This is a genomic window from Streptomyces sp. NPDC056486 (assembly GCF_042795295.1).
In the GTDB taxonomy this organism is placed as follows: domain Bacteria; phylum Actinomycetota; class Actinomycetes; order Streptomycetales; family Streptomycetaceae; genus Streptomyces.
This window is the reverse complement of sequence record NZ_JBHTSF010000050.1, coordinates 11,465-37,898: the sequence shown is the minus strand read 5'-3', so window position 1 is coordinate 37,898 and position 26,434 is coordinate 11,465. Positions and strand designations below refer to the sequence as shown.

Genomic DNA, 26,434 nt, shown 5'->3' with positions numbered 1-26,434 from the left:
TCAGGTAACCCCCCTTGCCCTCACGACAGCCGGACCACTACGGTCCGGCCAGCCGTGAATCTACGCGCGTCGCACATCGAGCGAGAGGTCCCTGACCATGCGTAAGACCGTTCTGACCGCATTTGCTGTTCTCGGCACGGGAGTTGCCGTGGCGCTCAGCACCGGCCTGTCCACGGCTCAGCCGAAGGCCGCCTCGTGGCAGCAGGTCGGGGACGACATCAAGTCCGGCATCAGCGGCCTCACCGTCACCTCACGTTCGGGTGACAACCTGCGCACCCTCGTCGTACGCGACAACAAGAAGCCCGGCGAGAACCGCATCGCCGAAGCCACCTACCGCCCCGGCCAGGCAGCCGAGGTCTCGCCGATCTCCTGGCACGGCAGCGCCGAGCCCAAGGACCTGGAGGCGCTCGACGCGGTGCCGGGTACGTCGGACGAATTTGTGGCCCTGGCCAGCCGCGGGCTCGCCTATCACCTCAAGCTGACTGACGCCGGGGAGGCCGTGCAGGTCCTGGACATCGCCCCGCTGCCCGCGATCGGCACGGACGACAACTTCGAGAGCTTCTCGCTCACCTCGCGGCACGGGGAGACGGCGGCTGTCTGGGCAGACCGGGGCGAGGGCGAGGACCGCCCGGCGACGCTGTACGCGGCGCCGTTCTCGATCAGTTCCTACGGTGAGGCGCAGTTCGGGCCGGTGGACAAGGCGACGTTCCGTGCGCCGTATCCGGAGGGGGACGTGCGTCACGCCTCGGACATCGAAGTGACCAAGTCGGGTCGCCTGCTGGTCAGTTCGGCGTCCGATGCCGGGGACGACGGTCCTTTCGACTCCGCCGTGAGCGACGCGGGCAAGCTGTCCATCTCCTCCGAAGGGGAGGTGCGGCTGTCCGTCGCCGAGTCGCCCGAGGTCCTGGAGAAGTTCGACGGCCACAAGATCGAGGCACTGCGCTGCGCACCCGGCTCCCACCTCGCGGCCCTGGGTACGGACAACGAGAACACGGGCGGCGCTCTCACCACGCGCCGCCTCTGCGACTGACCCCGGCGCCGTTCACTGCCCGCCGCGGCTGACCTCGGCCCACACCGTTTTGCCGACGTCCCGCCCGACCACGCCCCATCCGGTGGCCAGCGCCGCGACGATCACGAGCCCCCGGCCCGACTCCCCGTCGGGTGCCGGGGGTTCGACCTTCTCCGGCGGTCTGTGTTCAGTGAGCGTGTCAGTGACCTCGATACGGAGCGTGCCCGCGACGAGCGTCAGGCAGAGCTCGAAATCGCGGCCGGGCACGCGGCCGTGGGTCACGGCATTCGCGGCGAGCTCAGCGATGATCGCCTCCGCGGTGTCGGACAGTTCACTGTCGTACGGGATGCCCCAGCCGTCCAGGTGATACCTGGCCAGCCTGCGGGCGAGGCGGGCGCCTCGGGGGGTGGCGCTGAGGCGTTGGGTGAATTCCCGCAGGGGGGTGGCGGGTTGGACTTGGGTCGGCATGGTGCCAAAGGTGGCCGTACCTGAAGTCGTACGCCAGCAACCAAACCCGTACGCTCCGTCAGCGTACGAGTACGAAGGGTAGACAGGCGGGGTGACGGACCGTGACCATGGGCGCGTTGGTGGGGATCAGTACACGAGCGTCTGGGGTTACCCGTGATGTCGTCAAGCCGTAAAGAGCCCGAGCCGTCGGACGGTCTGAAGACCTTCGGTGCGGTCCTCAAGAGTTTCCGCAAGCGTGCCCAGGTCACCCAGGAGGGACTGGCCGATGAGGTGGGCTGCTCCTCGCACTTCCTGGCCTCGATCGAGCAGGGCAGACGATTCCCTCCGCCGGGATTCATCGACCGCTGCGAGGCCGCGCTCGACGCCTTCGGCACGCTGCGGCTCGCGGCGAACCAGCTGTCGCGCAAGCCCGGCCTCGCCACCTGGTTCCGTCAGTGGGCTCTCCTGGAGCAGGAGGCGGTGGCTCTCTCCACGTACGAATGCCGCTTGATTCCAGGTCTGTTGCAGACGACCGCGTACGCGCAGACCTTGTTCATCAATCAGCTTCCGCCACTGGGTGACGAACAGATCGAGGCGCAGCTGGCGGCCCGGACGGAGCGCCAACGACTGCTCACCGAGCGGCCGAACACGGCGTACAGCTTCATCCTGGAGGAACACCTGTTCCTGCGGCGCGTGGGTGGGCATGACGTCACCATGGAACTCATCGACCATGTCCTCGGCCTCGCCGAGCGGCGGAACATCGAGCTGCAGATCATGCCGGTGGTGAGGGAAAGTCATGCGGGGTTGGATGGTCCCATGCAGTTGCTGGAGACCCCGGAGAACAAGTGGTTCGCCTATGCCGAGGGGCAGGAGAGCGGCCAGTTCATCTCCGACCCGAAAGTGGTCAGCATGCTCCAGATGCGGTATGCCAGGATGCGCCCACAGGCTCTCTCCTTCGAGGACTCGGTGAGCCTGCTGGAGCGGATGCGAGGAGCAGCATGAGCACCCCCGAACTGGCCTGGTTCAAGAGCAGTTACAGCAGCGGCGGCTCCGGTGACTGCGTGGAAGTCGCTCTCGCCTGGCGCAAATCGAGCTACAGCAGTGGCGGCGACGGCGACTGCGTAGAAATCGCCCCCTGCCCCACCACCATCCACGTCCGCGACTCCAAGAACCCCCAGGGCCCCCGACTCGCCCTGGAACCCCGTACCTGGACGGAGTTCGTGACCGGCCTCGGGGCTGGTCGGCTCGCTCGGTGAGGGTTCCCGCATAAACCCGTTGGCGAGGCACGGCGACCGCTGCTACTTTTCCGGTGGCCGTGCGAGAGAACAACGAGGAGGTGGTACCCGTGAACGCAGTATCGACATGGGTGCTCCCCTCCGGGGTCACGGTCGGGCGATAGGTCGTCCGGGAGCGCCGTAAAGCAGCTCTCCCGAAAGGCACGACCATGCACTTCACTTCCGAACGACGCCTCGACGACGGCGTCCTCGAACGCGAATTCACCCTCGGCGAGATCCCCGGCACCCTGTGGACGCCTGGCTCTGCTGGATCTTCCGGGGCCGCTCCGGCCCCGCTGATCCTGATGGCCCACAACAACGGCCTGCCCAAGGGCGAACCCCGCCTTGTGGCCCGGGCCCGGCACTCCGCAGCGCACGGCTACGCGGTGGCCTCCATCGACGCCCCCGGGTGCGGTGACCGGCCCCGTTCCGCTGCCGCCGAGCAGACCCGCGCCGACCTCCGCCGGGCGATGCAGGCCGGAGAGCCGGTCGACGAGATCTTCGAGGCCCTCGTCGGCCCGCTGGTCGAAAACGCGGTCCCGGAATGGCGGACCACCCTGGACGCCCTGCTCGCGCTGCCCGAGATCGGCGGCCCGGTCGGCTACTCGGGGTGGACGGCTGTCGGCATTCACCTCGCGGCGGTCGACCCGCGCATCGCGGCCGCCGGTTTCTTCGCCGGGGGTTACGTGCCCCGCGCCCAGCGCGATGAGGCCCGGCAGGTCACCGTTCCGCTGCTGTTCCTGCTGCAGTGGGACGACGAAGGCAACCCCCGCCAGCGGGCCCTGGACCTGTTCGACGCCTTCGGCTCCAAGGAGAAGACGCTGCACGCCAATCTGGGCGGGCACACCGGTACCCCGTGGTTCGAGGTGGAGGACGGAGGCCGGTTCTTCAACCGGCACCTGAGGTGAGTCCGGGCCGCCGGGCCGGCAGCTGAGGTAGGCGGCATCGGCCAGGATGCCGTCATGCTCCGCCGTCAAGGAGCCAGCTGTAGCGCAGCCGCCACGCCCGCTCGGTGCTGGCCGCCGCCGTGGCCAAGCCGAGCGCGATGTTGCCCCCTGTCGACAGACCGATGGGTGAGGTGAAGGTCCCGGTGTGCCGGGCGATGCCCTCGGACTTGGTGAGCTGTTCGGCGATCTGCGGGATGAGGATGGCCAGGGCGGCGACGAGCACGCACAGGGAGAGGAGGCCGATCGCGTGGCTCAGCGCGGGACGCTCGCGTTCGAGGCGCGCGCGGCGCCCCTCGGCGGAGTGCGGGTCCGGGGCGAGTTGGTGTTCGGGACCTCTGTCGGTGACGTAGTGGCAGCGCTTGATCCCGAAGGTGCTCATCCGCACCTCGACGGTCCCGCCCGGGACGGGAAAGGCGGCGGGGAGCTTCGACACGGCGTGCTGCCTGCCGTCGCGGTACAGGTGGACCTTGAGGTTGTCGGACGAGTGGTTCTGCCAGTGCCTGATGTCGACGGCGTAGACCGTGTGCCTGCCGTCGTCGCTCGTCAGCCGAAGATGGAAAAGCGCGCGGAAGGGCAGCTGCCACCAGCGGAAACGCTTGAGCGCTCGCCCGTCTCCCGGCTTGACCCGCTGCGCGGCCCGATGCCGCCGCCACTCTTTGATCATGCTTTCGCTCCCGTTGCTCGCTCGACCCGGGGGATCACCTGCGTGGCAGAGCGTCAACGCGCAGGGGTTGTCGCCGAGGACCGTCGGCTGTGGTCGCCCCCCATCGCACTCTGTGCCCCTGGGGCATGGTCAACACCGTCGGTCGAGGGTTGACCATGCCCCAGGGGCACAGTTTTGAATGGGGGCGGAGCACCCCAGGAAAGGGTCTGTCGGTGGCGTGGAGCACGAGACAGCTGGCCGAACTCGCCGGAACGACGCTGAAAACCGTCCGGCACTATCACGAGGTCGGCTTGCTGGACGAGCCGGAACGAGCGGCCAACGGCTACAAGCGGTACGGCGTCAAGCACCTGGTCCGCCTGCTGCGTATCCGCAGGCTGGTCGACCTCGGCGTGCCGCTCTGCGACATTCCCTCGGTCGAGGCCGCCGACGAAGGGGTGGAGCAGATCCTGCGTGCCCTGGACGAAGAGCTCGCGGCGAACATCGAACGCCAGCAGCGGATGCGACGGGAACTGGCGGCGATCCTGGACGACCGGGCCTCTATCGACCTGCCCGCGGACTTCAGGGCACTCGCCAAGGACCTGCCGGAGGCGCAGCGTTCTTTCCTGCTCGTGTACTCCAGCATTCTCACCCCCGCGGCGATGTCCGCGCTCAAGGAGCAGCTCTCAGCGCCGCGCAGCGACGTCGCCGCGCGGTTCGAGACCCTCCCCGCGGACGCGCCCGATGACGTGCGGCAGTGGATCGCGGAACACCTCGCGCCCGAAACCCGCAAACAGCAGGAGGACCACCCGTTCCTGCGCGACCTGAAAGCCTCCTCCCGGCGGGAGGAGGCGATCACCCAGTCGGTGGTCGTGCAGGCGGTGGCCGAGTTCTACAACGAGGCCCAGCTCGACGTCCTGCGACGCGTCAACGCGTTGCTCTCGCAGGACGACGCCGCTGACGAAACGTGACTCAAGGGCGCTGCGCCGCCACCAGCTCCCGCGCCTCCTCGTCCGTCGCGACCGACGGCGGGGAGCCTTCCAGGGGCTTGCGGGCCGTCTCCTTCATCGCGGCCACCGCGATGATGCCGACCAGGCCCGCAAGCATCGTGTAGAACGCGGGCATCAAGTCGTTGCCGGTCGCGCCGATCAGAGCCGCCACCACCAGCGGGGTCGTACCGCCGAAGAGCGAGACCGAGATGTTGAAGCCGATGGAGAGCGAGCCGTAGCGGACGTCCGTGGGGAAGAGGGCGGGGAGCGAGGAGGACATCACGCCCAGGTAGCAGACCAGGGACAGGCCGAGGATGAGCAGGCCGGTGAAGACCGCCACCGTGCCGCCCTGCTTGATGAGGAGGAAGGCAGGGATGGCCAGGACGAAGAAGCCCACCGAGCCCGCCATCAGGACCGGCTTGCGGCCGACGCGGTCGGAGAGGCGGCCGACCGAGTTGATGAGCGCCATCAGGATCAGCATGACGAGCACGATGGACATCAGGCCGCCGGTCTCGCCGAAGCCGAGCTGCGTCAGATACGTCGGCATGTAGGACAGCAGCATGTAGTCGGTGATGTTGAACGCCGCGACCAGGGCGATGCAGAGCAGCATCGCCCGCCACTGGCCGAAGAAGGACTCCTTGAGGGACTTCTTCTGGCGGTCGGCGGCCGGGCCGCTCTCCGCTTCCGCCATCTTCTGGAAGGCGGGCGACTCGTCGAGCTTCAGCCGCAGGTAGAGGCCGATGAGGCCGAGCGGTGCCGCGACCAGGAACGGGATGCGCCAGCCCCAGGACTGCATGGCGTCGTCGCTGAGCCCCATGGTCAGGGCGGTGACGAGGACCGCGGCGACCGTGTAGCCGATGAGAGTGCCGAACTCCAGGAAGGATCCCCAGAATCCGCGGCGCTTGTCGGGCGCGTACTCGGCGATGAACGTCGCGGCGCCGCCGTACTCACCGCCCGTGGAAAAGCCCTGCACCATGCGGCAGAGGACGAGGAGGACCGGGGCCCAGACGCCGATGGTGGTGTAGCTGGGGATCAGGCCGATCGCCAGGGTCGCCGACGCCATCATGATCATGGTCAGCGCGAGGATCTTCTTGCGGCCGACGCGGTCGCCGAGCGGCCCGAAGACCATGCCGCCGATGGGGCGCACCAGGAAGGCCGCCGCGAAGGTGGCGAGGGAGGAGAGGGTCTGCGCGGTGTCGTTGCCGGAGGGGAAGAACTCCTTGCCGATGATCACCGCGAGGTAGGCGTAGACGCCGAAGTCGTACCACTCCATGGCGTTGCCGAGCGCGGTCGCCTTGACTGCCCGCCTGACCTGCACTTCTTCGGTGACGGTGATGTCCGACTGGCGCAGGCGCGGGTTCTTGCGGCGGTGGATCGCGCGGAAGAGCGTGCGGTGCCGGGCTATGGCCTCCGGAGCGGGCGGTGCCGGTATTTCGGGGGCTTCAGGCGCGCTCACGGTGCAGTCACTCTCTCGGTCGGTAATAGGCGTTCACCGATGCCCTGACCTGGGTGGCCGGACAACGACAATCCGTCGCCTGCCCAGCTGGGCGACGATCAACACTCCCAATTCCGGAGAGCGGAAAGCGCCCGCCATTGGTCCTCACCAGCAGGGCCCCAAGTCCTGACTCCGCAGGACTTGGGGCCCGACCACTTGGGCCCGACCACTTGGGCCTGACAGCTTGGGGTCAGCGCGCGTACAGCTGCGCCGCCGGCACGATCTGCTGCTCCTGTCCGGGGCTGGACCAGAGCAGTTTCAGGTGGGCCTCGCCGGTCTGTTCCGCGTACTCGACCTTGATCGAGTGCCGCTTCCCGGCGGTGAGGGCGACCTGGGCCTTGTCGATCTTCGGCTCGTGCGGCGTCCAGGAGTCGATGACCAGCTTGCCGTCGATCCACACCCGAGCCATGTCGTCCGAGACGGTCGTCAGGGTGTACGTCTCCGAGCGGCGCGGCTCCAGTCCGCCGCTCCAGCGGATGCTGAACTTGTCGGAGGGGATGCTCGCCGCCGGTGAGCCCTCGTACTTCCAGGCGTGGTTGAGGGTGCGGTCGGTGCGGGTGATCTTCGGGGTGCCGCTCAGGTCGGCGTTGTCGAAGATCTCCTGCTTCAGGCCTTTGCCCTTGCCGGGGCGGGCCGTCGGGCCCGGGTCCACCTTCAGCTCGATGACCGTGGCGGTGTCATTGGTCGCCCCGCCGGACGGCTTCACGTCGATGCCGTCGCCGGACTTGGTGACCGTCACCTTCTGATCGCTGCCGAGCACGCGCGCCGCCGTGACATCGAAGTCCGTACGCGCCTTCAGGTGCAGGGCGGCGCCGGACGCGGGCCACTGGGTGACCGCCGCGTACAGCTTGTCGCCCTTGCGGCTGACCGAGCCCCAGGACGGCTCCTCGACGAGTCCGCCGTAGCGGGCGCCGAACACCGCGTTGCCCTGGCCCGACGTACGCAGCCAGTCGCCCATCTGCTTCAGGCGGTCGACGGAGGGCTGCGGGATGCGGCCACGGGCGTCGGGGCCGACGTTCAGGAGGTAGTTGCCGCTGCGGGACGTCGTGGAGAGGAGGTTCTTGACCAGGGTGGCCGACGACTTCCAGTCCGTGTCGTAACGGGCGAAGCCCCAGTGACCGTTGAGGGTCATGCAGGACTCCCAGAGCTGGCCGTCGACCGGGGCGCCGGGGATCTCCTGCTCGGGGGTGCCGTAGTCGCCGTCGACCACGCGGCGCTTGCCGACGCGGTTGTTGATGATCAGGTCCGGGTCGAGGCCGCGGAGGTAGGCCTCGAGGTTCTCGCCGTCCTTCGCCGTCCAGGGGTTGTTGGGCTTGTCCGTCTCCCACTCGCCGTCGAACCACAGGAGCGCCGGGTCGTAGTTGTCGACCAGCTCCTTGAGCTGGGCGCGCATCCGCTTCTCGTACTTGGGGAAGGTGGCCGGGTCCGGGAAGTCCGGGTCGTGCCAGTCCCAGATCGAGTAGTAGAAGCCGAGCTTGATGCCCGCGTCGTCGGAGGCCTTCTTCAGCTCCGCGAGGATGTCGCGCTTCTTGTCGAAGGATGAGTGGTCGCGCAGGTTCCAGTCGTTGACCTTCGTGGGCCACATCGCGTATCCCTCGTGGTGCTTCGAGGTGATGACGATGTAGCGCATTCCGGCGTCCTTGGCCGCCTTGACCACGGCCTTCGCGTCGAAGTCGGCCGGGTTGAACGTCGCGGCCTGCTTCTCGTACTCGGCCTTCGGGATGTCGCACTGGCGCTGGATCCACTCGGCGTCACGGCAGAGCGAGCCGTCGGCCTTCTTGTACTCGCCCTCCAGGTTGGAGTATGTGCCGAAGTGGATGAACATGCCGAAGCGGTCCTGCCGGAACCAGTTGGTGCGGTCGGCGGTGAAGGGGTCGTCGGCGGCGTGGTCGGTTCCCGGGCCGGTGGGCGCGGCGCGCCCGGGTGCCGGGGCAGTGGCTGCGGGGGGTTCCGTCGGGGCCGCGACCGCTGCGGGGACGGCGGTGGCGGCGAGGGCCGAGGCGAGGAGCAGGGCGATCCCGGCGACTCTTCGCCGGGTGCGGCTGAGCTGTGTGCGCATGGGGGCGGCTCCCTGAGGTTGACGGGTCGCTCGGGAACGTAGGGTCGAATACATCGGATGTCAATGCGCCCAACTGAGCCCGATGGGGCTGATGTTGGCTCGATCGCACCACATCGCTCCGATGACTGGGGAGCGCGGCGCTTCGGAGGCCCCGCACCGCGCCTCCCTACTGATTTCAACCGAATTCCGATCAGCGCGCGAAAGGAATCTGCGACTCCAACAAACCACCGTGGAGCGTCGGGCCGATTATTTACTATTCATCGAATGAGTCTTTGCGAGAGGGGTGTAGCATCGCCTCAGGCAGATAATTCGTCGACGATGAAAATCAGCCAACGGGGGCGCGGAGCACAACACTTGATGTCCCTCTGTTCTGATCTTTCACAGTCGTGAATGCGGAACCCTGGGGGATATCAATGTCATCGATAAAAGTCCTGCTCGTCGACAGCGAACAACTCGTGCTCGAAGGTTTCCGAAAGCTTCTCGACGGCTTTACGGAATTCTCCGTGGTGTCCATAGCCCATGACGCCGCCGCGGCGGTGGAGCACTTACGCGGGCGCCGCCCGCAGATCGTCGTGATGGGGCTCGGCGTGCCCGGAACGGGCGGCGTGGACGCGATCCGGGCCATTCGCCGGGAGTCCGGCCACGTGCGCATCGTCATCCTCTCCTCCAACCAGCAGCCGGTCTATATGCGCGAGGCCTTCGTGGCCGGCGCCAACGCCTATCTCTCCCGCCGCATCGACGCGGACGAACTGCACGGGACGCTCCTCGCCGTGCACCGCGACGGCGCCGCGTTCACCGCGGCCACCGCGGGGCCGATCCTGCAGCTCATGGCGGGCCGCCACCGCGGCGACGACGCGGCGCTCTCGACGCTGACCGAGCGCGAGCGACAGATCCTGTCCCTGGTCGCCGACGACTACGAGACCGAGTGCATCGCCACTGCTCTGGGCATTCGCCCGAAGACCGTGCGCAACTATCTGAGCCGCATCTACGCCAAATTGGGCACGCCCAACCGTGTACAGACCGTCCTGTACGCGAAACGCTCTCTGGGCCGCCAAGGAGGGCTCGTGACGGACCCGTGACGCAGCGGGCGGTCAGCTCCCTGACACCGCACCGGGACAAGTTTTAATTGCCCGTGCAATTGGCCCGCCTAATGCACTTCGGCCACTGCCCTGCACCATGCGGCACCCGCGTCGGCAAGGGCAACGGGGAAGGCCATGAAGGTGAACGCACCGGCTTGCGGGAGGTCCCGCAATCGGGCCAGGCCCTCAATCTGGATGAACTCCCGTTTCCTGCCGTGGAGATGCGTGGGCCAGAGAGCCGCGGGATCGCGCGTCCCGTAGAAGGACTCCACCATCGCGCGTGCGGGGCCGTCGAAACTCCAGCAGTCCGTGCCGAGCACCTTCACGCCGAGATCCAGCAGATGGTCGACGGCCTCGGGGGTGATGGCGGTGGACTCCGTGTAGTACGCGGGAGTGCCAAGGCGCAGATCCGAGTCGGTGCGGAAGAGCACCACGGTCCCCGGCCCGGCCTCCGCACCGGCCGCGTGCAGCGCCTCCTTCACGTCCGCTGCCGTGACGCGCCCCCCGCACTCCCGTACGTCGAGGACGACGCCGGGCCCGCGGAACCAGTCGAGCGGCAGGTCGAGGACCTTCTTCGCGGGCCTGCCCGCGCACTCGGGGCCGTAGTGGAAGGGCGCGTCCACGTGGGTGCCCTGGTGCACGGACATCCGGTAGAACTCGTTGGAGAGGAAGCAGCCGTCGGGCAGATCGCCTGTGCGCAGGCGGCGGGCCCCGGTCAGCCAGCGCCAGTAGTTGCGCCGCCGGTCCTTGCGGCTGTCCCCCGGTAACGCCCTGATCCTGCGCGAGAGGTGGCGGATGCCGTCCCGGTGGAGCCACTGCTCGAACTCCACGCCGGGCGCCCGGCGGCTGATGGGGATGCTCAGGTCTACGTACGTGCTCGGATGCATCTCGGTCTTTCCTTCTGTGTCGGTGACGCTTCGGTGGCGTCTCGGTGAGCCCCGGTGCGGCCTTACGCGGCATAGGTGACCAGACGGCGGACAGCGGCCGCCGCCGTATGGCCGTACGCCTCACGGACCCGGTTGAGGAGGCGCCGTACGTCCAGCGCGTACTCCTGTGTGCCGGTCGTCTCCAGAGCGAACGAAGCGAGCACGCACCCTAGTTGGGCGGCCCGCTCGGGCGGCGCCCCCTGGGCGGCACCCGCCAGGAAGCCCGCCCGGAACGCGTCCCCCGCCCCGCTCGGCTCGGCCACGGTGACCGAGCCGATGGCGGGGACGAGGGACGGCTCATGGCCGCCGCGTTCGATCCGCACCCCGGCGGCGCCGAGCGTGGTCACCCACGCCCCGACCCGGTCGAGGATCTGCGGACGGCTCAAGCCGGTGGACTCCATCAGCCGCGCCGACTCGTCCTCATTGGTTAAGAGGCAACTCGTACCGGAGACGAGGTACTTGAGGTCCGCGCGGTCCATCCCCCCGATCTGCCACGAAGGGTGGGCCACGAACGGCAGCCCCAGCGCACGGCACTCCTCGGTGTGCCGGAGCATCGCGGCCGGGTCGCCCGGCGCGACCACCACCAGGCCCAGACCGCCCGTGCGCTCCGCGACGGAACGCAGCGAGGGAAGAGAGGGAGTGGCGGCGGCCCCCATGGCGCCCGGCCGGAAGGTGCTGACCCGCTCCCCCTCCACGTCGGTCGTGCACACGTGACGCGCGGTGTGCTCGCCCGGCACGACGAGGACGGATTCGGTGTCGACCCCGTGCTGCTTGAGCCACACCTGGTAGTCGGCGAAGTCGGAGCCGACCGCGCCGATCAGGACCGGATCGAGACCGAGCCTGCCGAGGCCGAAGGCGATGTTGGCACCGCCTCCGCCCCGGCGTATTTCGAGCCCCTCGGCGAGGAAGGCCAGGGACGCGACGTGCAGCCGGTCCCCGGCCGACCGCTCCGGGAAGCGGCCCGGAAAGGTCATGAGGTGGTCCATCGCGATGACCCCCGTGACGGCGATGGGCACGGAGAACTCAGACCCCGGACTCGATCTTCCGCTTGATGCCCGCCTGGTTCTGCCGGGTGTGCAGCTGCATGCGCTCCACGACGGTCGGCAGCGGGACATCAAAGGCGTCGTCGACCTCGAAGTCCTGGACCCAGGTCATCAAGGTCCCCTCGGGCACCTCCTGATAGCTCCACTTGAGGTGCATGTAGCGGAACGGGAAGAGCGGATCGCGCCGCTCGGCGACCGCCGTGAGCTCGCGGTGGTCCAGGAGCCGCCAGGAACTCCAGGTCGCGCCCTCGGGGTTGGTCAGCTCGAAGAGGATCTCGGTCCAACGTCCTTCCCGCTCCTCGGAGACCACCTTGGCGTGGTTGTACTCGTCGAAGAGGTCGGGCCAGCGGCCGATGTCGTTGGTGATTTCGAAGACGTGCTGGGTGTCGGCCTCGATGACGACGCTGTTCTCGATCCTGGGCATCGAATCAGCTCCCCACCGCGGCGACGCCTGCGAGAAGCAGGCGCTCCACACAGCCGACGAGGTCACCGAAGGTGCGGAAGCCGCCCTCGGCGTCGGCGTCGATGCTGACGCCGAAGTGCTGTTCGAGGGCGACGACGACCTCGACCAGCTCGGTCGAGTCGATGTCGAGGTCCTCGGCCAGGCGCTGGTCGTCGGTCAGCTCCTCGTTCTTGAAGCCGGCACCGCGCATGACGGTGACCACGTTCTCGCGGATGTCCATGGAACTCACGTACTCCTTCAGGTATTTGGTGTTGAGCAGGTGCGATGGCGGTGGCGATGGTCAGTCGGCGACCGCGATCGCCACGGCCACGCCCGCCTCGTGCGAGATGCTCACGTGCAGCCCGCTGTAGCCCGCGCGCCGGAACGCCTCGTCGGCCCGGCCGACAAGACGGGGCACCGGTGCGCCCGACGCGTCGCGGCCGATCTCGACGTCGCGCCAGGCCAGGCCTTCGCCGTAGCCGCCGAGCGCCTTGCGCACGGCCTCCTTGGCGGCCAGGCGGCCCGCCATGCGGTACGCCCGGTGGCGGGGTGACGCGTCCTCGCACAGGGCCTGTTCATTGACCGTGAAGAGCCGCTCCAGGAGCCGCTGTCCACGCCGCTCGGCCATGCCGCGCAGGCGTTCCACGTCGACGATGTCGATGCCCACCGCGCGGATGCCGGCCGACCGGGGCAGGACCCCACGCTCCGTCAGCGCTTCAGCAACAGACATGCGTTGACACCTCCCAGGCCGCGCGAGACCACCAGCGTGTGCTCGCAGTCGGCCACGGGGCGCGCTTGCCCCGCGACCAGGTCGAGGTCGATGCCGGGAGCCCGGCGGTCCAGGTTCACGGTCGGCGGCACGACCCCGTCGCGCATCGCCCGCAGAGCGAGCGCCGCGTCGGCGGGAGCAGCCGCCCCCAAGAGGTGGCCGAAGCCCGACTTGGGTGCCGTGACCGGGAGTTGGCGTGCGATGGAGGGGCCGAACGCCTCGTGCAGCGCGTATCCCTCCGTCACGTCCTCGAACGGGACGCCCGAGCCGTGTGCGAAGACCGCTCCGATGTCGCCGCCGGAGATCCCGGCGCGTTCCGTGGCGGTCCGCATGGCACGGCCGAGGATCTGCCCGGTCGGCTCGACGGTGTAGTACGGCATGTAGCCGTCGGTGCTCACGCCCCAGCCGGCGAGCTCGCCCAGGATCCGCGCCCCGCGCCGCTCGGCGTGCTCGCGCCGCTCCATGACAAGGAACACCGCTCCCTCACCGAAGACGCTGCCGCCGTGGCCCGAGTCGAACGGCCGGTACAGCTCGTGCGGGGCGAGCGAACCGCGGGACTTGGCGCCGAGCCCGCTGGTCTCCATGCAGAGCCAGCCGTACGGCGACAGAGGCGCCTCCACGCCGCCCGCGATCACGACGTCCGCGCGGTCGCGCAGGAGCGCCTCGGCCCCGCCGATCAGCGCGTACGCACCGCTGGCCCGGTCGGCGACGAACGTGCGCGCCGGGCCCTTGATCCCCTGGTCGATGCAGATGTTGCCCTGCGGCGCCGCGGGGAACCAGGCGGTCGCCTGGTAGGGGCTGACCGCGCGCGGCCCGTCGGTCCACAGGTGGCGCAGCTCGCGCTCGGCGAACTCCCAGCCGCCCAGGATGTTTCCGACCATGACACCGGTGCGCTCGGCCGATGCCTCTTCGCCCACGGTGACGCGGGCGTCCGTGAGGGCCTGGCGCACGGCGTGCACGGACAGGTGCGTGAAGCGGTCGGTGCGCTTGACGAAGCGGGACGGCAGTTCGGCGTCGGCGTCGAAGTCCGACTGTCCCGCCGCCGAAGTGGCGTACTCCGAGGCGTCGAAGCGGTCGATGGCGGCGACCTGCGGGACGCCTGCGCGCGCACTGTCCCACAAGGGGTCGATGCCGATGCCCGCGGGCGTGACCGCGCCGATGCCGGTGATGACGATACTCATCGGTGCGCCCCTTCCCGCACGGCCCGCGTGACGAGCGCGGCGTGCAGACCCGCGAATCCGCTGGCCCCCTTGAGGATCGCCTCGCCGTGCCACGGGCGGCCTTCGCCCGGGACGTAGTCGAGGTCACATGTCGGGTCGGGGTTCTCGTAGTTGGCGGTCGGGTGGACGAAAGAGTGCTTGCCCGCGAGGGCGCAGAGCACGATCTCCATGGCGCTCGCGGCGGACAGGGCGTGGCCGACCATCGACTTCGCCGAGTTCACCGGGATCTCGTGGGCGCGCTCACCGAGGGCGAGCTTGAGGGCGCTGGTCTCGCAGGTGTCGTTCTGCGGGGTCGAGCTGCCGTGCGAGCTGACGTGGTCGATGTCCCGCGGACGCAGGCCGGCCTCCGCGACGGCCTGTGTCATGGCGCGGGTCAGGTCCTCGCCGTCGGAGAGCAGGTCGGTCATGTGCGCCGCGTTGGAGGTGTGCGAGAACCCGTCGACCGTCAGGTAGGGCGCGGCCCCCCTGCGCTCCGCGTGCTCACGCGACTCCAGTACGACGACTCCGCAGCCCTCGCCGAGCACGAAGCCGTCGCGGCCCGCGTCGTACGGACGCGATGCGGCTTCGGGCCGGTCGGCGTGGGAGCGCGACAGGCAGTTGATGATCTCGAAGGACGCCACCGTCACCGGGGTGATGGGCGCCTCCGTGGCCCCCGCGATCATCACGTCCGCTTCCCCGTGGCGGATGGCCTCGTAAGCATGGCCGATCGCGTCGACGCCGCCGATGCAGCCGGTCGACAGGGTGACGCACGGGCCCTGCATGCCGAGCAGCGCCGAGAGGATCGTGCCCGGGGTGTTCGACATGGACGCGAGGTACAGGTCGCGGCCCGCCTTGGCGGGGTCGATCGGCTTGCGGCCCTCGTCGGTGACCCGCAGGAACTCCTCCTCCATCTTCGGGGTGCCGCAGACCGCCGTGGACAACGAGAGTCCGGCGCGCTCGGGGTCGTAGGTGCCCTGGTCGAGCCCTGCGTCCCGTACGGCCTGGTAGGCAGCCGCGACGGCGAACTGTGTGTACCGGTCGAGCCGTTGCACCTCGGGCGGAAGGCCCGGTATCTGCTCCTCGAATCCGGAGACCTCAGCGATCGAGTCCGACACGAAGTCGAAGTCTTTGAAGAGAGCCGAACTCGTGATGTCGGAAAGAGGTTTCGTCACGCTCTTTCCCGCGGAGATCGTTTCCCATAACGCTTCTGTTCCTATTCCGGCCGGGCTTACTACACCCAATCCGGTGACCACCACTTCTTGCACGTGAACCACGTGAACCACTAACGCCTTTCTCCTGTGAGGACGGTGATGAGGCCGGGTGTGACGGACTCCTTTGCCGTCACCCCGTATTTCTGCATGACCGCGCGGTACGCGGATTCCTCCTGGATCCCGCCCGCCTCGGTGTTCACCAGGAGGCTGAGCGCGATCATCGGGCGGTGCAGGGCGGGCTGCCCCGGCCCCTGGCGCATGACGTCGACGACCAGCAGGGTGCCGCCGGGACGCAGCAGCCGTGCGCACTCGTGAACGAGGCGCTCCGTGGCGTCAGGTCCCGCGAAGCGGCTCAGGTGCGACAGGACGACGGTGTCGAAACAGCCGTCGGGGAAGGGCGCCTTGGGAAAGTCGCCCGCGTAGTCCCTGGTGAAGTCGGCGGGGACGAAGCGGAACCGTTCCGCCACGCCGAACTCCACCGCCCGCTCGCGCGCGGTGTCGAGCAGTTCCCGGGAGTCGTGCGCCACCACCCGTGCCCGGGGGTCGGCGGCGGCCAGGGCGATGCCCCACTCGCCTGCGCCCGACGCGAAGTCCAGGACGTGGCCCGCGTCCGGCAGGGCGAGCTCGCGCACCGCACGGAAGGCGGCACGCACCCCCACCGGGAAGATTCCGGCGAACATTCCCGGGTACAGGTCCCGGTTCTCGGGCGCGCCCAGCTCACCGCCGCCGTGCCCGCCGGACCGCATCAGTTCGGTGAGGCCGCTCCACTGGTCCCACTCCGCGAGTACGTCGGCGAAGTGCTCGCCGAGGTAGCCCCGGCCGCCCTCGACCAGGTAGGCGCGGGACACGTTGGTGAGCGTCCAGCTCTCATCGGCGCCGCCCGCGACCAGGCCCAACTGCTCCAGGGCCGCGAGCAGTGCGCGCAGCGCCCCGGTGTCGCAGTCCAGCTCGACGGCTAGGCCGCTCGTGCCGCGCGGACCCCGGACGAGGCCGGTGAACACACCCAGCTCCAGGGCCGTGCCGAGCACCCTGGCGCGGGCGAAGCCGAAGTTCAGGGCGAGGAGCGGACCGGGGTCCGGTGCGTCCTCGTACGGAGCGAGGGCGCGGCTGGGAGCCACGGCCGTCGGGGCACTCACTTGCTTCCCTCCACGAGCTTGCCGCCCTCCACGAGGCTCACGTACTCGGGGTTCTGCGTGTACTCGTACGGGTCGTCGGAGAGGAACACGTTCCGTACCGGGGGCCGCTCGCAGGGCGCGACGACCAGGAACCGGCAGGTCTGGTCCGCTCCCGTGACGAAGCCGTGGGGCTCGCCCCGGGGAATGAAGATGGCGTCGCCGGGGCCGACTTGCTCGGTCTTGCCCAGCTCGGGCATGACGAGCCCCATCGAGCCTTCGAGCACATAGATCTCGTGCTCCCACTCGTGGAAATGCGGCGGCGTGGAACCGTTCGGCAAGACCTCGAATTCGGTGAGGACGAAGCGGTCGGCGCCGTCCGGTGTGTCGATGAGCTTCCGGTGGGTGGTCTCTTTCGCTCCCGGCTCGCGGACTATTTCGGCCTTGACCGCGGTCCTGTGTACGCGCTTCATGTACGGCCTTTCTCGGGATGTTCTCCGGATGCCTCGGAATGAGGTGGGCGCTCTCGCCGTGATTCCAGCGGCGCCAAAATCGAAAGTAGGTCAGTGACGGTGGGCTCATCTATGGGCATAGACCGCCGCTGACGTCGGGACATGGAGCCGGACTTGCCTGGGATGGGGGCCCACGGGCGTGGGACAAAGTCCCGGTGCCTGGGCTACGCTCCGAGGGACGCCGCTTCGGAAATCGAAGCAGTGGCGAAGCAGTCAGGAGGAGTGACACCGATGAGCCTCGACGTACGTGACTTACTGGCACCCGGCGCGCCCGACCGGACCCGGCTCCTGCTCGCGCGGGACGTCGTCTTCCACAGCCCTGTCGCCGACTACAGCGGGCGGGACGACGTGGCGCACCTGCTCCCGAAGATCGGGCAGTGCTTGACGGGGATCGAACCGCTGCGGGAGTTCGACGACCCGGGGAAGGCCGGGCAGGGGCAGGGACAGGGACAGCAGAGCGTGACGACCTTCACGGGCAACGTGGGTGCGGATTCCGTGTACGGGGCCTTCGTGCAACAGGTCGACGCCGAGGGCCGGTTGGCGGAGGCGACTCTGCTGCTGCGGCCGCTCAGTACGTTGACGGCCGCCATCAATCAGATGCGCGACGCGCTCATCGCCGATCCTCTGCCGAGTCGGCGTTGACGTCCTTGCTGACCTCCGTCGCCCAGCGTCCGGCCCAGGCGTCCAGGGGGCGCAGGGCCTCGTGGGCCTCGCTGCCGAGCGCGGTCAGGGCGTAGGAGCTGTCGGGCAGCTGCCGCACCAGGCGGGCTTCGAGCAGCTCGGTCAGACGCTGGCGCAGCACACTGGACGACATCGCGTCGCACCGCTCCTGCAGTGCGCGGAACCCCAGCGGCTCGGCCCGCAGCTCCCAGACGATCCGCAGGCTCCAGCGCCGCCCGAAGAGGTCGAGGGCGGCCATCAGAGGGCGTCCCGTGGTGGAGGCACGGGTCGGCTTGCCGGGCAGGGGTGCGGTCATCCGCTGACGCTAACACCGGGACTTCGGACGTCCGAGCGGTGCACGACGGCCATGGTTCACCTGGCCACGACCCGGCCACGGCATCTTGACCATGGTTCGTGGGCGGTTCATCGTGGTGCGCCGTCCAGCACTGCCCGGGCGCCCGCCCGTGCATCGCCGAACCGGGAGGGTATCCCCACGTCATGCCCCTGGCCCGCCGCACTTTCCTCACCGCCATCGCCGGAACGACCGGCGCCGCTGTCGCCTGTTCCGGCTCCACCGCCGACGGCGTACCGGCATCCGGTACGCCCGCGCCCTCCGATCCGTCCGCGGCGGCCAAGGCCGCCCGACGCCTGCTGCCCCGGCACTTCAAGCAGCTGACGTTCAGAACCGCGGGTCCCGCCGACACCTTCCGGGTATCCGGGCGGCGCGGGCACATCACCGTCACCGGACCGACTCCCGCCGCGCAACTGACGGGTCTGCGGCACTACTTGAAGCACACCGCACACGCGAACATCACCTGGGCGGGCGACCAGCTTGACCTGCCCGACCGGCTCCCCGGCCTCGCCGAGCCGGTGACCGGACGCGCCAACGCCCCGCACCGCTTCGTCCTCAACGACACGAACGACGGCTACACAGGGGCGTACCACGACTGGTCGTACTGGGAGCGCGAGATCGACGTGCTCACGCTGCACGGCTACAACGAAGTGCTCGTGTACGTCGGCGCGGACGCCCTCTACCACCGCGTGTTCCAGGAGTTCGGCTACTCCGATCGCGAGTTGCGCGAGTGGATCCCGGCCCCGGCGCACCAGCCGTGGTGGCTGCTCCAGAACATGTCCGCCTTCCCGTACCCCGTATCGCGCCAACTTCTCCACCAGCGAGCCGCGTTGGGCCGTCGCATCGCGGACCGGCTGCGCGACCTCGGCATGACGCCGGTCCTACCCGGCTACTTCGGCACGGTCCCGCCCGGCTTCGCGGCGAAGAACCCCGGCGCGAGGACCGTGCCGCAGGGCGACTGGGTCGGCTTCACGCGGCCCGACTGGCTGGATCCGCGGACCGAGCACTTCGCCCGGGTGGCCGCCGCCTTCTACCGCGCCCAGGACGAGCTCTTCGGCACCTCGACGATGTACAAGATGGACCTCCTCCACGAGGGCGGGAAGCCGGGTGACGTACCGGTCCCGGACGCGGCCAAGGCCGTCGAGAAGGCTCTCCAGGCCGCGCACCCCGGCGCCACCTGGGTGATCCTCGGCTGGCAGAGCAATCCGCCCAAGGCCATCGTCGACGCCGTCGACAAGTCCAGGATGCTGGTGGTCGACGGCCTCTCCGACCGCTTCCCGAAGGTCACCGACCGCGAGTCCGACTGGAACCGGACCCCGTACACCTTCGGCTCGATCTGGAACTTCGGCGGGCACACGACGCTCGGCGCCAACACCCCCGACTGGGCGGCGCTCTACGAGAAGTGGCGCACCAAGGAAGGCAGCACGCAGCGCGGCATCTCCCTGATGCCGGAGGCGGCCGACAACAACCCGGCCGCCTTCGAGCTCTTCTCCGAACTGGCATGGCGCACTAGTGAGTTGGACCTGGACGCCTGGTTCGCCAACTGGTCCGTGTCGCGCTACGGAGCGGCCGATCCGCACGCGGCCGCCGCCTGGGACATCCTGCGCCGCACCGCGTACGGCACGACCCGCGCCGACGAGTGGGCGGAGGGCGCGGACGGCCTCTTCGGCGCACGGCCCGACCTGTCGGCGAAGTCGGCGGCGGCCTGGTCGCCGAAGTCGATGCGGTACGAGCCGTCGGACTTCGAGCCCGTGCTGACTGAACTCCTGGCTGTGCGGGCCGGGTTGCGCGGTTCCTCCGCCTACCGACGTGACGTACTGGACGTCGCGCGGCAGGCACTCTCCAACCGCAGCCGGGTGCTCCTCCCCCGGATCAAGCAGGCGTACGACGACGGGGACACCGCCCGCTTCGACCGGCTGACCCGGGTCTGGCTCGGCCTCATGGATCTGCTCGACGAGCTGGTGGCCACCGACTCCCGCCACCTGCTGGGCCGTTGGGTCGCCGACGCCCGCTCGTGGGGCGCCGACGCGACGGAGCGGGACCGGCTCGCGTACGACCAGCTTTCGCTGCTCACCGTGTGGGGCACGCGGTCCGGAGCGGACGCGGGGCTGCGCGACTACGCCAACCGAGAGTGGGCCGGACTCGTCGGCGGGCTCTACCGGCTGCGCTGGGAAACGTACTTCAAGGAGCTGCGGGCGGCACTCGGTGAAGGGCGCGCCCCGAAGGCCATCGACTGGTTCGCCCTCGAAGACGGATGGATTCGTGACCCGGGGAACCTGGCCACCCGGCCGACCGGAGACACGTACAAAATCGCTGTTCAGGTGCGCGAACGGCTGACCGGGACGCCGTAGCCGGTCGGCACGGGACCTCCAAGATCACCAACTCGCCCTTCCTTGACGGGTATACGTCATCCGCAAACTCTGGTAGGAAACCTTCCTAACAGTACGCGGAAGAGCCCAAGCGTCATCGGAACGACGAACTCCCCCACCTTGGAGGCCCCGTGCCCACCCCCCATCGCGCCCCCGCGCCCCGCATCCACACCTCACGCCGCACCCTGCTCGCCTTCATCGGCGCCTCGCTCGTCGCGGGCCCGGTCATCGCGTCCCAGACGGCAGGCGCCGCCCCCACCCCCAGGGCGGGCGGACTCGACGATCCGGCGAAGAAGGAGATCGCCATGAAGATCGTCTGCAGCGCCGAGAACTCCGACCTCAACTGGAAGGACTACTACCGCTACTGCGAGGACATAGGCGACGGCCGCGGCTACACGGCCGGGATCATCGGCTTCTGTTCAGGCACCGGCGACATGCTCGACCTCGTCGAGCTCTACACCCAGCGCAAGCCGGACAACGTCCTCGCCAAGTACCTCCCCGCACTGCGCGAAGTGGACGGCACCGACTCCCACGAGGGTCTCGACCCCAACTACAAGCGCGACTGGGAGAAGGCCGCCGAGGACCCCGAGTTCCAGAAGGCGCAGAACGACGAGCGTGACCGCGTCTACTTCAACCCGGCCGTCAAGCAGGGCAAGGCGGACGGCATCGGCGTCCTCGGGCAGTTCGCGTACTACGACGCGATCGTCATGCACGGCGACGGCGGCGACAGCACCAGCTTCCGCAACATCCGCAAGCGCGCCCTCAATTCGGCCAAGCCGCCGGCTCAGGGCGGCGACGAGACGGCCTACCTCAACGCCTTCCTGGACGCGCGCGTCTGGGCGATGAAGCAGGAGGAGGCGCACGAGGACACCAGCCGCGTCGACACGGCACAGCGGGTATTCCTGAAGAAGGGCAACCTGAACCTGAACACGCCGCTGGAGTGGAAGGTGTACGGGGACCCGTACCGCATCGGCTGAGCCGTCCGCGTAAGCGCTGCTCCATCGGTGCGGGTATCGGTACCGATGTAGCAGCGCTTACGTGTTGCGTGAAGAATTCTTCGCTGGTGCTTGACGGCACCACCGTCCGATCCTTGCTGAATGATCGGAATGAACGCGGTCCTCGGCGTCGCAGTGGTCTCTCTCGGCATGGTGCTCACGCCCGGACCCAACATGATGTACCTCGTCTCACGGAGCATCACCCAGGGCAGGCGGGCCGGAGCGATCTCCCTGGCCGGGGTCGCCGTCGGATTCGTCGTCTATCTGACCGCCGCCAACCTCGGGCTTTCGATGGTGTTCCTGGCGGTGCCCCAGCTGTACCTGGCCGTGAAGCTGGCGGGCGCCGGGTACCTGGCGTGGCTGGCCTGGAAGGCCCTGAAGCCGGGCGGCACCTCCGCCTTCACCCACCAGGAGCTGGCGCCCGACTCACCCTGGCGGCTCTTCTCCATGGGGGCTCTCACGAACCTCCTGAACCCGAAGGTCGCCATCATGTACATCTCGCTCATACCGCAGTTCATCGACCCGACGGCCGGTCACGCTCTGGCGCAGGGCTTCGTGCTCGGCGGCGTCCAGATCTCCATCAGCCTGGGCGTGAACCTCGCCATCGTCATGGCGGCGGGCACCATCGCGGTGTTTCTGGCCCGCCGCCCGAGCTGGCTGCGGGTCCAGCGGTACGTCATGGGGACGGTGCTCGGCGCCCTCGCGGTCAAGCTCGCGACGGACCGGGCACCGGCCGCGGCGGCGTGAGCCGCGCCCACACGGGAGGCGCCCCCTGCCGCCGCCTGCTCCCTCAGTCGTCGATCGCCTGATAGACCGTGGTCCAGAAGTCCCGGTGGAGGCGAGGCGTGTCCTGGGTGTCGATCGCCGTCTGGGACAGCAGGATGCCGGTCAGCTCCTCGGCCGGGTCGCCGTACACCGTCGTACCCAGGCCACCGTCCCAGCCGAACTGCCCCACTGAGGCGTGATCGCGGCGGTGGGTACGGACCGCCATGCCGAAGCCGAAGCCGCCGTGCGCACCGAAGTATTCGGGGAGGGCGTCCTTCTCCGTCTTCTGCTCCGGTGTGAGGTGATCCATCGTCATCAGTTCGACCGAGGAGCGGGAGAGGACGCGCTCGCCGCCGTACGTTCCCTTGTTCAGGAGCATGCGGTAAAAGGTGCTGAAGTCGTCGACGGTCGAGACGAGGCCGGTGCCGCCCGACTCGAACGCGGGGGGCCTGCTGTAGATACCGCCTGCCGCCTCGTCCCACACCACGAGCTCACCCGTCTCCGGGTCGTGGGCGTAACTCGTCGGCAGACGGTGGATCTTGTCGGCGGGTACGTGAAATCCGGTGTCGCACATCCCCAGCGGGCCGAAGACGCGCTCCCGCAGGAACGCCTCGAACGACTGGCCCGCGATCCTGGAGACGAGCACGCCGAGCACATCGGATCCGGTGTTGTAGAGCCACCGCTCCCCCGGCTGACAGATCAGCGGGAGTCCGCCGAGACGACGCATCCACTCGTCCGGCCCGACGGTCGGCACCTGGCCGAAGGCGCCGATTCCCGACTCGGCGATCAGGTCCTGGATCGGGTACGTCCCCGGCGGGGCGACCACCATCCCGAAGCCGTTCGTGAAAGTGAGCAAGTCCCGCGCGGTGATGGGTCGTTCGGCGGGCACGGTGTCGTCGACCGGGCTTCCGATGCTCTTGAGTACCTGCCGGTCGGCGAGCTCGGGCAGCCACTGGTCGACCGGATCGTCGAGCCGCAGCCTGCATTCCTCGACGAGGATCATCACGGCGGTCGTCGTGACCGGCTTCGTTGTCGACGCCATGCGGAATATGGTGTCGCGGCGCATCGGCGAGCCCGCGCCGCCGGCCTCATGTGTCCCAAGCGCCTCTACATGTGTCTCACCCCGCCGGCCGGCCAGCGCGACGAGTCCGGGGATCGCCCCGGACTCGACGTGCCCGGCCAGCACATCCCGCATCCTGCGCAGCCGCCCCTCGGAGAACCCCCCGCTCTGGGCACCCCTGCGTTCCTGGCTCGCGGTCTTCGACATGTTTCCTCCCCTGGTGTGGCGCATGACAATGCGCGCGATCACTGCGCCCGACGGTACCCAGCCATGACCCCGAGTACGGCGAGCGAGGCAACAATCCCGCCGACCGTCATGACCGTGGTGGTGGACGCCGCGTCCACCACCGCGCCGCCCGCCAGCGCGCCCAGCGAGAACGTCGCCTGGAACGATGACGTGAACAGCACGGACGCCGCCTCGGGGGCTTGCGGTGCCGCCGTCACGAACCAGGTCTGCGAGCAGACCGGCACCGCGCCGTAGGCGACGCCCCAGACCAGGAGCAGCGCGAGCGCGCCCGCCTTTCCCGTGCCGAGGACGGGCAGCAGCAGTGTCGCGGTGGCGAGCGACCCGGCCGCCGTGGCGAACGTGCCGCGCGGCGCTCGCCTCGCCCACGCGCCCGCGAGGAAGTTGCCGAGGATGCCCGCGACTCCGTACGCCAGCAGGAACAGGGTGATCGAGCGCGGGCCCGCGTGGGTCACGTCGGCCAGGAACGGGGTGACGTAGGTGTAGGTGCCGAAGTGGGCCGCCACCACGAGGAAGGTCACGGCGACGCTGACCCGGATGCCGGGGGTCCCGAGCAGGTCACGCAGCACGGTGAGCCGGGTGACGTGCTCCGGCGGCAGGGACGACAGCGACAGCGCGAGTGCGGCGAGAACGGCGAGGGTCAGGACGCCCATCACCACGAACACCGTGCGCCAGCCCGCGAGTTCACCGAGCAGGGTGCCCGCGGGCACGCCGAGGACGGAGCCGAGCGGGACGGCGGAGAAGATGACGGCGGTCGCCCGCCCGGCCTGTTCCGCGGGGACGAGCCGGGAGGCGAGGCCCGCGCCGATGGACCAGAAGGCGCCGATGACGAGTCCCACCAGGACCCGGGAGAGCATCATCAGCCAGTAGCCGGGCGCGAGCGCGGCGAGGAAGTTCGCGACGGCGAGCAGCAGGATCAGGGCGCAGAGCATGTGGCGTCGGTCCGCGCGGGCGGTCGTGACCGTCACGGTGGGGGCGGCGACGGCGGCGAGGATGCCGGGCAGGGTCATCATCAGCCCTGCCGTGCCGTCCGAGATGCCGAAGCTGTTGCCGATGGGGGTCAGCAGGCCGATCGGCAGGATCTCGGTGGTGACGATGGAGAAGATCCCCATCGTCACGGCGATGACGGCGGACCAGCCGCCCAGCGGTGAGCGGGTGGAAAGAGAGGTGGCGCCGGTGGGTGGGGGTGGCTTGGTGGGTGCGGGCATGCCCCCGAGTCCAGCAGCGCCACCCGGCACCGGTCTGGCACGTCTGCGACATCAATGTGCTGGGGTGAGGGTGATGTCGGATTCCCGCGTGGCGCCCATACTTACCACTCTGATCAGTGCGTGATTGCGGGCTCCGGGTCGGCCGCCGAACTCTCCTTGTTACCAAGGTGGTTGAAGACCAGGTTCAGGGCGACTGCGAGCAGACAGCCCGTCGAGATGCCGGAGCCGAGGACGATCTGCGCCCACGCCGGGAACGCGTCGTAGAAGCCGTCCGAGAGCGCGGGGGCCAGGCCTGCGCCGAGGGTGACCACGACGATCAGGGCGTTGTCGCCCCTGTGCAGGTCCGCCTGGAGCAGCGTCTGGATGCCGCTGACCGCGATGGAGCCGAAGAGGAAGAGGCTGACGGCGGCCAGGACCGGCATGGGGACGACCGAGATCAGTGCCGCCGCTGCGGGGCTGAGGCCGATCAGGACGAGGATGGCGCCGCTGAGCGCCACCACGAAGCGGCTGCGCACCTTGGAGATGACGACCAGGCCGATGTTCTGCGCGAACGCGCTGGCGTGGAAGGCATTGAACAGGGGGCTCAGGGCGGATCCGAGCGCGTCGGCGCGCAGGCCTCGGGCGATGGTCTTCTCGTCGACCTCCTTGTCGACGATCTTGCCCAGGGCGATCATGTCGGCGGTGGACTCGGTGAGGATCACCAGCATCACGACGCACATCGAGATGATGGCCGGGATGTTGAACTCCGGTGCGCCGAAGTGGAGGGGCGAGGGGATGCCCACCAGGGCGGCGTCGTCCAGTTTGGAGAAGTCGGCGAGGCCCATCGGGATCGCGAGCAGCGTTCCGAAGATCATGGCGAAGAGCATGCTGATCTGCTTGAGGAAGCCGCGCGTGAAGCGCTGGAGCAGGAGCATGACCAGGACGGTCGCGCCTGCCAGGCCGATGCTGGCCGGTTGCGGGGTGCCCGTCGACGAGTCGTCCACTATCCAGTCGTACGCGACCGGGATGAGCGAGACGCCGATCAGGGTGATGACCGAGCCCGTCACCACCGGCGGGAAGAAGCGGACCAGGCGTGAAAAGTATGAACTGACCAGGAAGCCGAAGACGCTTGAGACGATGATCGCCCCGAAGACGACGGGCATCCCCGCCTCGACGCCACCCTGTGTCGTGATGATCGTCAGCATCACGCCGACGCCCGCGAACGAGACGCCGTTGACGAACGGCAGTCGGGAGCCGATGAAGTTGCCGATGCCGAGCGTCTGGAGCAGGGTCGCGATGCCTGCCATCAGGAGGCTGCCGCCCATGAGTACGGCCGTGTCCCCCGGCGACATCTTGGCGGCGACGGCCACGACCAGGGGGACCGAGACGGCGCCCGCGTACATGGAGGCGACGTGCTGGAGGCTTGCGACGAGCATCCGGCCCGGCGGCAGGATCTCGTCGACCGGATGGACTTCCGGGGAAACCTCAGAAGCCGGTGCGGTCTTCTCGGCGGGGCGGTGCTGAGAACTCATGGGTGGCGCTTCTTCCGTGTGCGTGACGCCGGAAGTCGGGCCCGCCGCGCGGGAGTTCACGAGGCGTTCGGCGGGACCGACCATCAATCCGACTGGAAAGTAACTTCCGCGATGCGGG

The 26,434-nt window shown here is 69.0% G+C and carries 27 protein-coding genes; 10 read left to right on the top strand and 17 right to left on the bottom strand.

Going from position 1 to position 26,434, the window contains the following annotated elements; all coding sequences use genetic code 11:
• The first annotated feature begins 97 nt into the window (after positions 1 to 97).
• Positions 98 to 1,030, top strand: a complete 933-nt coding sequence (locus ACFQ7F_RS21190; protein WP_383272574.1) for a hypothetical protein — start codon at positions 98 to 100, stop codon at positions 1,028 to 1,030.
• A gap of 12 nt (positions 1,031 to 1,042) precedes the next feature.
• On the opposite strand, the gene ACFQ7F_RS21185 is transcribed toward ACFQ7F_RS21190, so the two are convergent.
• Positions 1,043 to 1,477, bottom strand: a complete 435-nt coding sequence (locus ACFQ7F_RS21185; protein ID WP_383272572.1) for an ATP-binding protein — start codon at positions 1,475 to 1,477, stop codon at positions 1,043 to 1,045.
• A 156-nt stretch (positions 1,478 to 1,633) separates the two neighbouring features.
• Between ACFQ7F_RS21185 and ACFQ7F_RS21180 the strand changes: the two genes are divergently transcribed.
• From ACFQ7F_RS21180 to ACFQ7F_RS21170, 3 genes are all read left to right on the top strand, one after another.
• Complete coding sequence (locus ACFQ7F_RS21180) at positions 1,634 to 2,458, top strand: helix-turn-helix domain-containing protein (RefSeq protein ID WP_383272570.1); 825 nt, start codon at positions 1,634 to 1,636, stop codon at positions 2,456 to 2,458.
• Entirely contained in the window at positions 2,455 to 2,712 is a 258-nt protein-coding gene (locus tag ACFQ7F_RS21175; RefSeq protein WP_383272568.1) for a DUF397 domain-containing protein, read from the top strand. Before ACFQ7F_RS21180 ends, ACFQ7F_RS21175 begins: the two co-directional genes overlap by 4 nt.
• Positions 2,713 to 2,900: 188 nt before the next feature.
• Complete coding sequence (locus tag ACFQ7F_RS21170; protein WP_383272566.1) at positions 2,901 to 3,638, top strand: dienelactone hydrolase family protein; 738 nt, start codon at positions 2,901 to 2,903, stop codon at positions 3,636 to 3,638.
• Between the two features lie 52 nt (positions 3,639 to 3,690).
• Here ACFQ7F_RS21170 and ACFQ7F_RS21165 read toward each other — a convergent pair whose 3' ends face one another.
• Positions 3,691 to 4,341 (bottom strand): hypothetical protein, encoded by a 651-nt coding sequence (locus ACFQ7F_RS21165; protein WP_383272564.1) that lies wholly within the window; start codon positions 4,339 to 4,341, stop codon positions 3,691 to 3,693.
• Positions 4,342 to 4,553: 212 nt separating this feature from the next.
• On the opposite strand from ACFQ7F_RS21165, the gene ACFQ7F_RS21160 reads away from it, so the two are divergent.
• Positions 4,554 to 5,288 (top strand): MerR family transcriptional regulator, encoded by a 735-nt coding sequence (locus ACFQ7F_RS21160; RefSeq protein ID WP_383272562.1) that lies wholly within the window; start codon positions 4,554 to 4,556, stop codon positions 5,286 to 5,288.
• Position 5,289: 1 nt separating this feature from the next.
• Here ACFQ7F_RS21160 and proP read toward each other — a convergent pair whose 3' ends face one another.
• Both proP and ACFQ7F_RS21150 read right to left on the bottom strand, forming a co-directional pair.
• A complete protein-coding gene (proP, locus tag ACFQ7F_RS21155) occupies positions 5,290 to 6,762 on the bottom strand; it encodes a glycine betaine/L-proline transporter ProP (RefSeq protein WP_383272560.1) in 1,473 nt (490 codons plus the stop codon).
• Between the two features lie 229 nt (positions 6,763 to 6,991).
• Positions 6,992 to 8,860, bottom strand: coding sequence for an alpha-L-fucosidase (locus ACFQ7F_RS21150; protein ID WP_383272558.1), 1,869 nt, complete (start codon positions 8,858 to 8,860; stop codon positions 6,992 to 6,994).
• A gap of 413 nt (positions 8,861 to 9,273) precedes the next feature.
• Between ACFQ7F_RS21150 and ACFQ7F_RS21145 the strand changes: the two genes are divergently transcribed.
• A complete protein-coding gene (locus ACFQ7F_RS21145) occupies positions 9,274 to 9,939 on the top strand; it encodes a response regulator (RefSeq protein WP_383272556.1) in 666 nt (221 codons plus the stop codon).
• A gap of 68 nt (positions 9,940 to 10,007) precedes the next feature.
• On the opposite strand, the gene ACFQ7F_RS21140 is transcribed toward ACFQ7F_RS21145, so the two are convergent.
• The 9 genes from ACFQ7F_RS21140 to ACFQ7F_RS21100 form a co-directional block, all read right to left on the bottom strand.
• Positions 10,008 to 10,826, bottom strand: coding sequence for a cyclase family protein (locus tag ACFQ7F_RS21140; RefSeq protein ID WP_383272554.1), 819 nt, complete (start codon positions 10,824 to 10,826; stop codon positions 10,008 to 10,010).
• Positions 10,827 to 10,888: 62 nt separating this feature from the next.
• Positions 10,889 to 11,881: a carbohydrate kinase family protein gene (locus tag ACFQ7F_RS21135; RefSeq protein ID WP_383272552.1), complete on the bottom strand. Its 993-nt coding sequence runs from the start codon at positions 11,879 to 11,881 to the stop codon at positions 10,889 to 10,891.
• Positions 11,882 to 11,888: 7 nt separating this feature from the next.
• Positions 11,889 to 12,332: an SRPBCC family protein gene (locus tag ACFQ7F_RS21130; RefSeq protein WP_383272550.1), complete on the bottom strand. Its 444-nt coding sequence runs from the start codon at positions 12,330 to 12,332 to the stop codon at positions 11,889 to 11,891.
• A 4-nt stretch (positions 12,333 to 12,336) separates the two neighbouring features.
• A complete protein-coding gene (locus ACFQ7F_RS21125) occupies positions 12,337 to 12,591 on the bottom strand; it encodes an acyl carrier protein (protein ID WP_383272609.1) in 255 nt (84 codons plus the stop codon).
• Positions 12,592 to 12,651: 60 nt separating this feature from the next.
• Positions 12,652 to 13,080: a holo-ACP synthase gene (gene acpS / locus ACFQ7F_RS21120; protein WP_383272548.1), complete on the bottom strand. Its 429-nt coding sequence runs from the start codon at positions 13,078 to 13,080 to the stop codon at positions 12,652 to 12,654.
• Positions 13,059 to 14,300, bottom strand: coding sequence for a beta-ketoacyl-[acyl-carrier-protein] synthase family protein (locus ACFQ7F_RS21115; RefSeq protein WP_383272546.1), 1,242 nt, complete (start codon positions 14,298 to 14,300; stop codon positions 13,059 to 13,061). The genes acpS and ACFQ7F_RS21115 overlap by 22 nt, the downstream gene beginning before the upstream one ends.
• A complete protein-coding gene (locus tag ACFQ7F_RS21110) occupies positions 14,297 to 15,571 on the bottom strand; it encodes a beta-ketoacyl-[acyl-carrier-protein] synthase family protein (RefSeq protein ID WP_383272607.1) in 1,275 nt (424 codons plus the stop codon). Before ACFQ7F_RS21110 ends, ACFQ7F_RS21115 begins: the two co-directional genes overlap by 4 nt.
• A 29-nt stretch (positions 15,572 to 15,600) precedes the next feature.
• Complete coding sequence (locus tag ACFQ7F_RS21105) at positions 15,601 to 16,665, bottom strand: methyltransferase domain-containing protein (RefSeq protein WP_383272544.1); 1,065 nt, start codon at positions 16,663 to 16,665, stop codon at positions 15,601 to 15,603.
• On the bottom strand, positions 16,662 to 17,114 hold the full coding sequence (locus ACFQ7F_RS21100; protein WP_383272542.1) for a cupin domain-containing protein: 453 nt from the start codon (positions 17,112 to 17,114) through the stop codon (positions 16,662 to 16,664). The genes ACFQ7F_RS21105 and ACFQ7F_RS21100 overlap by 4 nt, the downstream gene beginning before the upstream one ends.
• A 270-nt stretch (positions 17,115 to 17,384) precedes the next feature.
• On the opposite strand from ACFQ7F_RS21100, the gene ACFQ7F_RS21095 reads away from it, so the two are divergent.
• Entirely contained in the window at positions 17,385 to 17,795 is a 411-nt protein-coding gene (locus tag ACFQ7F_RS21095; protein WP_383272540.1) for a hypothetical protein, read from the top strand.
• Here ACFQ7F_RS21095 and ACFQ7F_RS21090 read toward each other — a convergent pair.
• Positions 17,764 to 18,129 (bottom strand): winged helix-turn-helix transcriptional regulator, encoded by a 366-nt coding sequence (locus ACFQ7F_RS21090; protein ID WP_383272538.1) that lies wholly within the window; start codon positions 18,127 to 18,129, stop codon positions 17,764 to 17,766. The two genes, ACFQ7F_RS21095 and ACFQ7F_RS21090, sit on opposite strands and share 32 nt — an antisense overlap.
• A 182-nt stretch (positions 18,130 to 18,311) precedes the next feature.
• Between ACFQ7F_RS21090 and ACFQ7F_RS21085 the strand changes: the two genes are divergently transcribed.
• The 3 genes from ACFQ7F_RS21085 to ACFQ7F_RS21075 all read left to right on the top strand — a co-directional run bounded on the left by ACFQ7F_RS21085 (position 18,312) and on the right by ACFQ7F_RS21075 (position 22,276).
• Positions 18,312 to 20,516 (top strand): alpha-N-acetylglucosaminidase, encoded by a 2,205-nt coding sequence (locus tag ACFQ7F_RS21085; protein WP_383272536.1) that lies wholly within the window; start codon positions 18,312 to 18,314, stop codon positions 20,514 to 20,516.
• 149 nt (positions 20,517 to 20,665) lie between these two features.
• Positions 20,666 to 21,511: a chitosanase gene (locus ACFQ7F_RS21080; protein ID WP_383272534.1), complete on the top strand. Its 846-nt coding sequence runs from the start codon at positions 20,666 to 20,668 to the stop codon at positions 21,509 to 21,511.
• Positions 21,512 to 21,631: 120 nt separating this feature from the next.
• Positions 21,632 to 22,276 carry a LysE family translocator gene (locus ACFQ7F_RS21075; RefSeq protein ID WP_383272532.1) on the top strand — a complete coding sequence of 215 codons (645 nt, stop codon included), beginning with the start codon at positions 21,632 to 21,634 and terminating at the stop codon, positions 22,274 to 22,276.
• A 43-nt stretch (positions 22,277 to 22,319) separates the two neighbouring features.
• On the opposite strand, the gene ACFQ7F_RS21070 is transcribed toward ACFQ7F_RS21075, so the two are convergent.
• The 3 genes from ACFQ7F_RS21070 to ACFQ7F_RS21060 all read right to left on the bottom strand — a co-directional run bounded on the left by ACFQ7F_RS21070 (position 22,320) and on the right by ACFQ7F_RS21060 (position 26,316).
• Entirely contained in the window at positions 22,320 to 23,561 is a 1,242-nt protein-coding gene (locus ACFQ7F_RS21070; RefSeq protein WP_383272530.1) for a serine hydrolase domain-containing protein, read from the bottom strand.
• Positions 23,562 to 23,599: 38 nt separating this feature from the next.
• Positions 23,600 to 24,805: an MFS transporter gene (locus tag ACFQ7F_RS21065; RefSeq protein WP_383272528.1), complete on the bottom strand. Its 1,206-nt coding sequence runs from the start codon at positions 24,803 to 24,805 to the stop codon at positions 23,600 to 23,602.
• A 113-nt stretch (positions 24,806 to 24,918) separates the two neighbouring features.
• Positions 24,919 to 26,316, bottom strand: coding sequence for a nucleobase:cation symporter-2 family protein (locus ACFQ7F_RS21060; protein WP_383272526.1), 1,398 nt, complete (start codon positions 26,314 to 26,316; stop codon positions 24,919 to 24,921).
• Positions 26,317 to 26,434 lie beyond the last annotated feature (118 nt).

What these genes read in the sequence shown, in the direction of transcription:
- ACFQ7F_RS21190 (WP_383272574.1), top strand. Translation starts at nt 98, where the DNA reads ATGCGTAAGACCGTTCTGACCGCATTTGCTGTTCTCGGCACGGGAGTT.
- ACFQ7F_RS21185 (WP_383272572.1), bottom strand. Translation starts at nt 1,477, where the DNA reads ATGCCGACCCAAGTCCAACCCGCCACCCCCCTGCGGGAATTCACCCAA.
- ACFQ7F_RS21180 (WP_383272570.1), top strand. Translation starts at nt 1,634, where the DNA reads ATGTCGTCAAGCCGTAAAGAGCCCGAGCCGTCGGACGGTCTGAAGACC.
- ACFQ7F_RS21175 (WP_383272568.1), top strand. Translation starts at nt 2,455, where the DNA reads ATGAGCACCCCCGAACTGGCCTGGTTCAAGAGCAGTTACAGCAGCGGC.
- ACFQ7F_RS21170 (WP_383272566.1), top strand. Translation starts at nt 2,901, where the DNA reads ATGCACTTCACTTCCGAACGACGCCTCGACGACGGCGTCCTCGAACGC.
- ACFQ7F_RS21165 (WP_383272564.1), bottom strand. Translation starts at nt 4,341, where the DNA reads ATGATCAAAGAGTGGCGGCGGCATCGGGCCGCGCAGCGGGTCAAGCCG.
- ACFQ7F_RS21150 (WP_383272558.1), bottom strand. Translation starts at nt 8,860, where the DNA reads ATGCGCACACAGCTCAGCCGCACCCGGCGAAGAGTCGCCGGGATCGCC.
- ACFQ7F_RS21145 (WP_383272556.1), top strand. Translation starts at nt 9,274, where the DNA reads ATGTCATCGATAAAAGTCCTGCTCGTCGACAGCGAACAACTCGTGCTC.
- ACFQ7F_RS21140 (WP_383272554.1), bottom strand. Translation starts at nt 10,826, where the DNA reads ATGCATCCGAGCACGTACGTAGACCTGAGCATCCCCATCAGCCGCCGG.
- ACFQ7F_RS21130 (WP_383272550.1), bottom strand. Translation starts at nt 12,332, where the DNA reads ATGCCCAGGATCGAGAACAGCGTCGTCATCGAGGCCGACACCCAGCAC.
- ACFQ7F_RS21125 (WP_383272609.1), bottom strand. Translation starts at nt 12,591, where the DNA reads ATGGACATCCGCGAGAACGTGGTCACCGTCATGCGCGGTGCCGGCTTC.
- acpS (WP_383272548.1), bottom strand. Translation starts at nt 13,080, where the DNA reads ATGTCTGTTGCTGAAGCGCTGACGGAGCGTGGGGTCCTGCCCCGGTCG.
- ACFQ7F_RS21115 (WP_383272546.1), bottom strand. Translation starts at nt 14,300, where the DNA reads ATGAGTATCGTCATCACCGGCATCGGCGCGGTCACGCCCGCGGGCATC.
- ACFQ7F_RS21100 (WP_383272542.1), bottom strand. Translation starts at nt 17,114, where the DNA reads ATGAAGCGCGTACACAGGACCGCGGTCAAGGCCGAAATAGTCCGCGAG.
- ACFQ7F_RS21095 (WP_383272540.1), top strand. Translation starts at nt 17,385, where the DNA reads ATGAGCCTCGACGTACGTGACTTACTGGCACCCGGCGCGCCCGACCGG.
- ACFQ7F_RS21090 (WP_383272538.1), bottom strand. Translation starts at nt 18,129, where the DNA reads ATGACCGCACCCCTGCCCGGCAAGCCGACCCGTGCCTCCACCACGGGA.
- ACFQ7F_RS21085 (WP_383272536.1), top strand. Translation starts at nt 18,312, where the DNA reads ATGCCCCTGGCCCGCCGCACTTTCCTCACCGCCATCGCCGGAACGACC.
- ACFQ7F_RS21075 (WP_383272532.1), top strand. Translation starts at nt 21,632, where the DNA reads ATGATCGGAATGAACGCGGTCCTCGGCGTCGCAGTGGTCTCTCTCGGC.
- ACFQ7F_RS21070 (WP_383272530.1), bottom strand. Translation starts at nt 23,561, where the DNA reads ATGTCGAAGACCGCGAGCCAGGAACGCAGGGGTGCCCAGAGCGGGGGG.
- ACFQ7F_RS21065 (WP_383272528.1), bottom strand. Translation starts at nt 24,805, where the DNA reads ATGCCCGCACCCACCAAGCCACCCCCACCCACCGGCGCCACCTCTCTT.
- ACFQ7F_RS21060 (WP_383272526.1), bottom strand. Translation starts at nt 26,316, where the DNA reads ATGAGTTCTCAGCACCGCCCCGCCGAGAAGACCGCACCGGCTTCTGAG.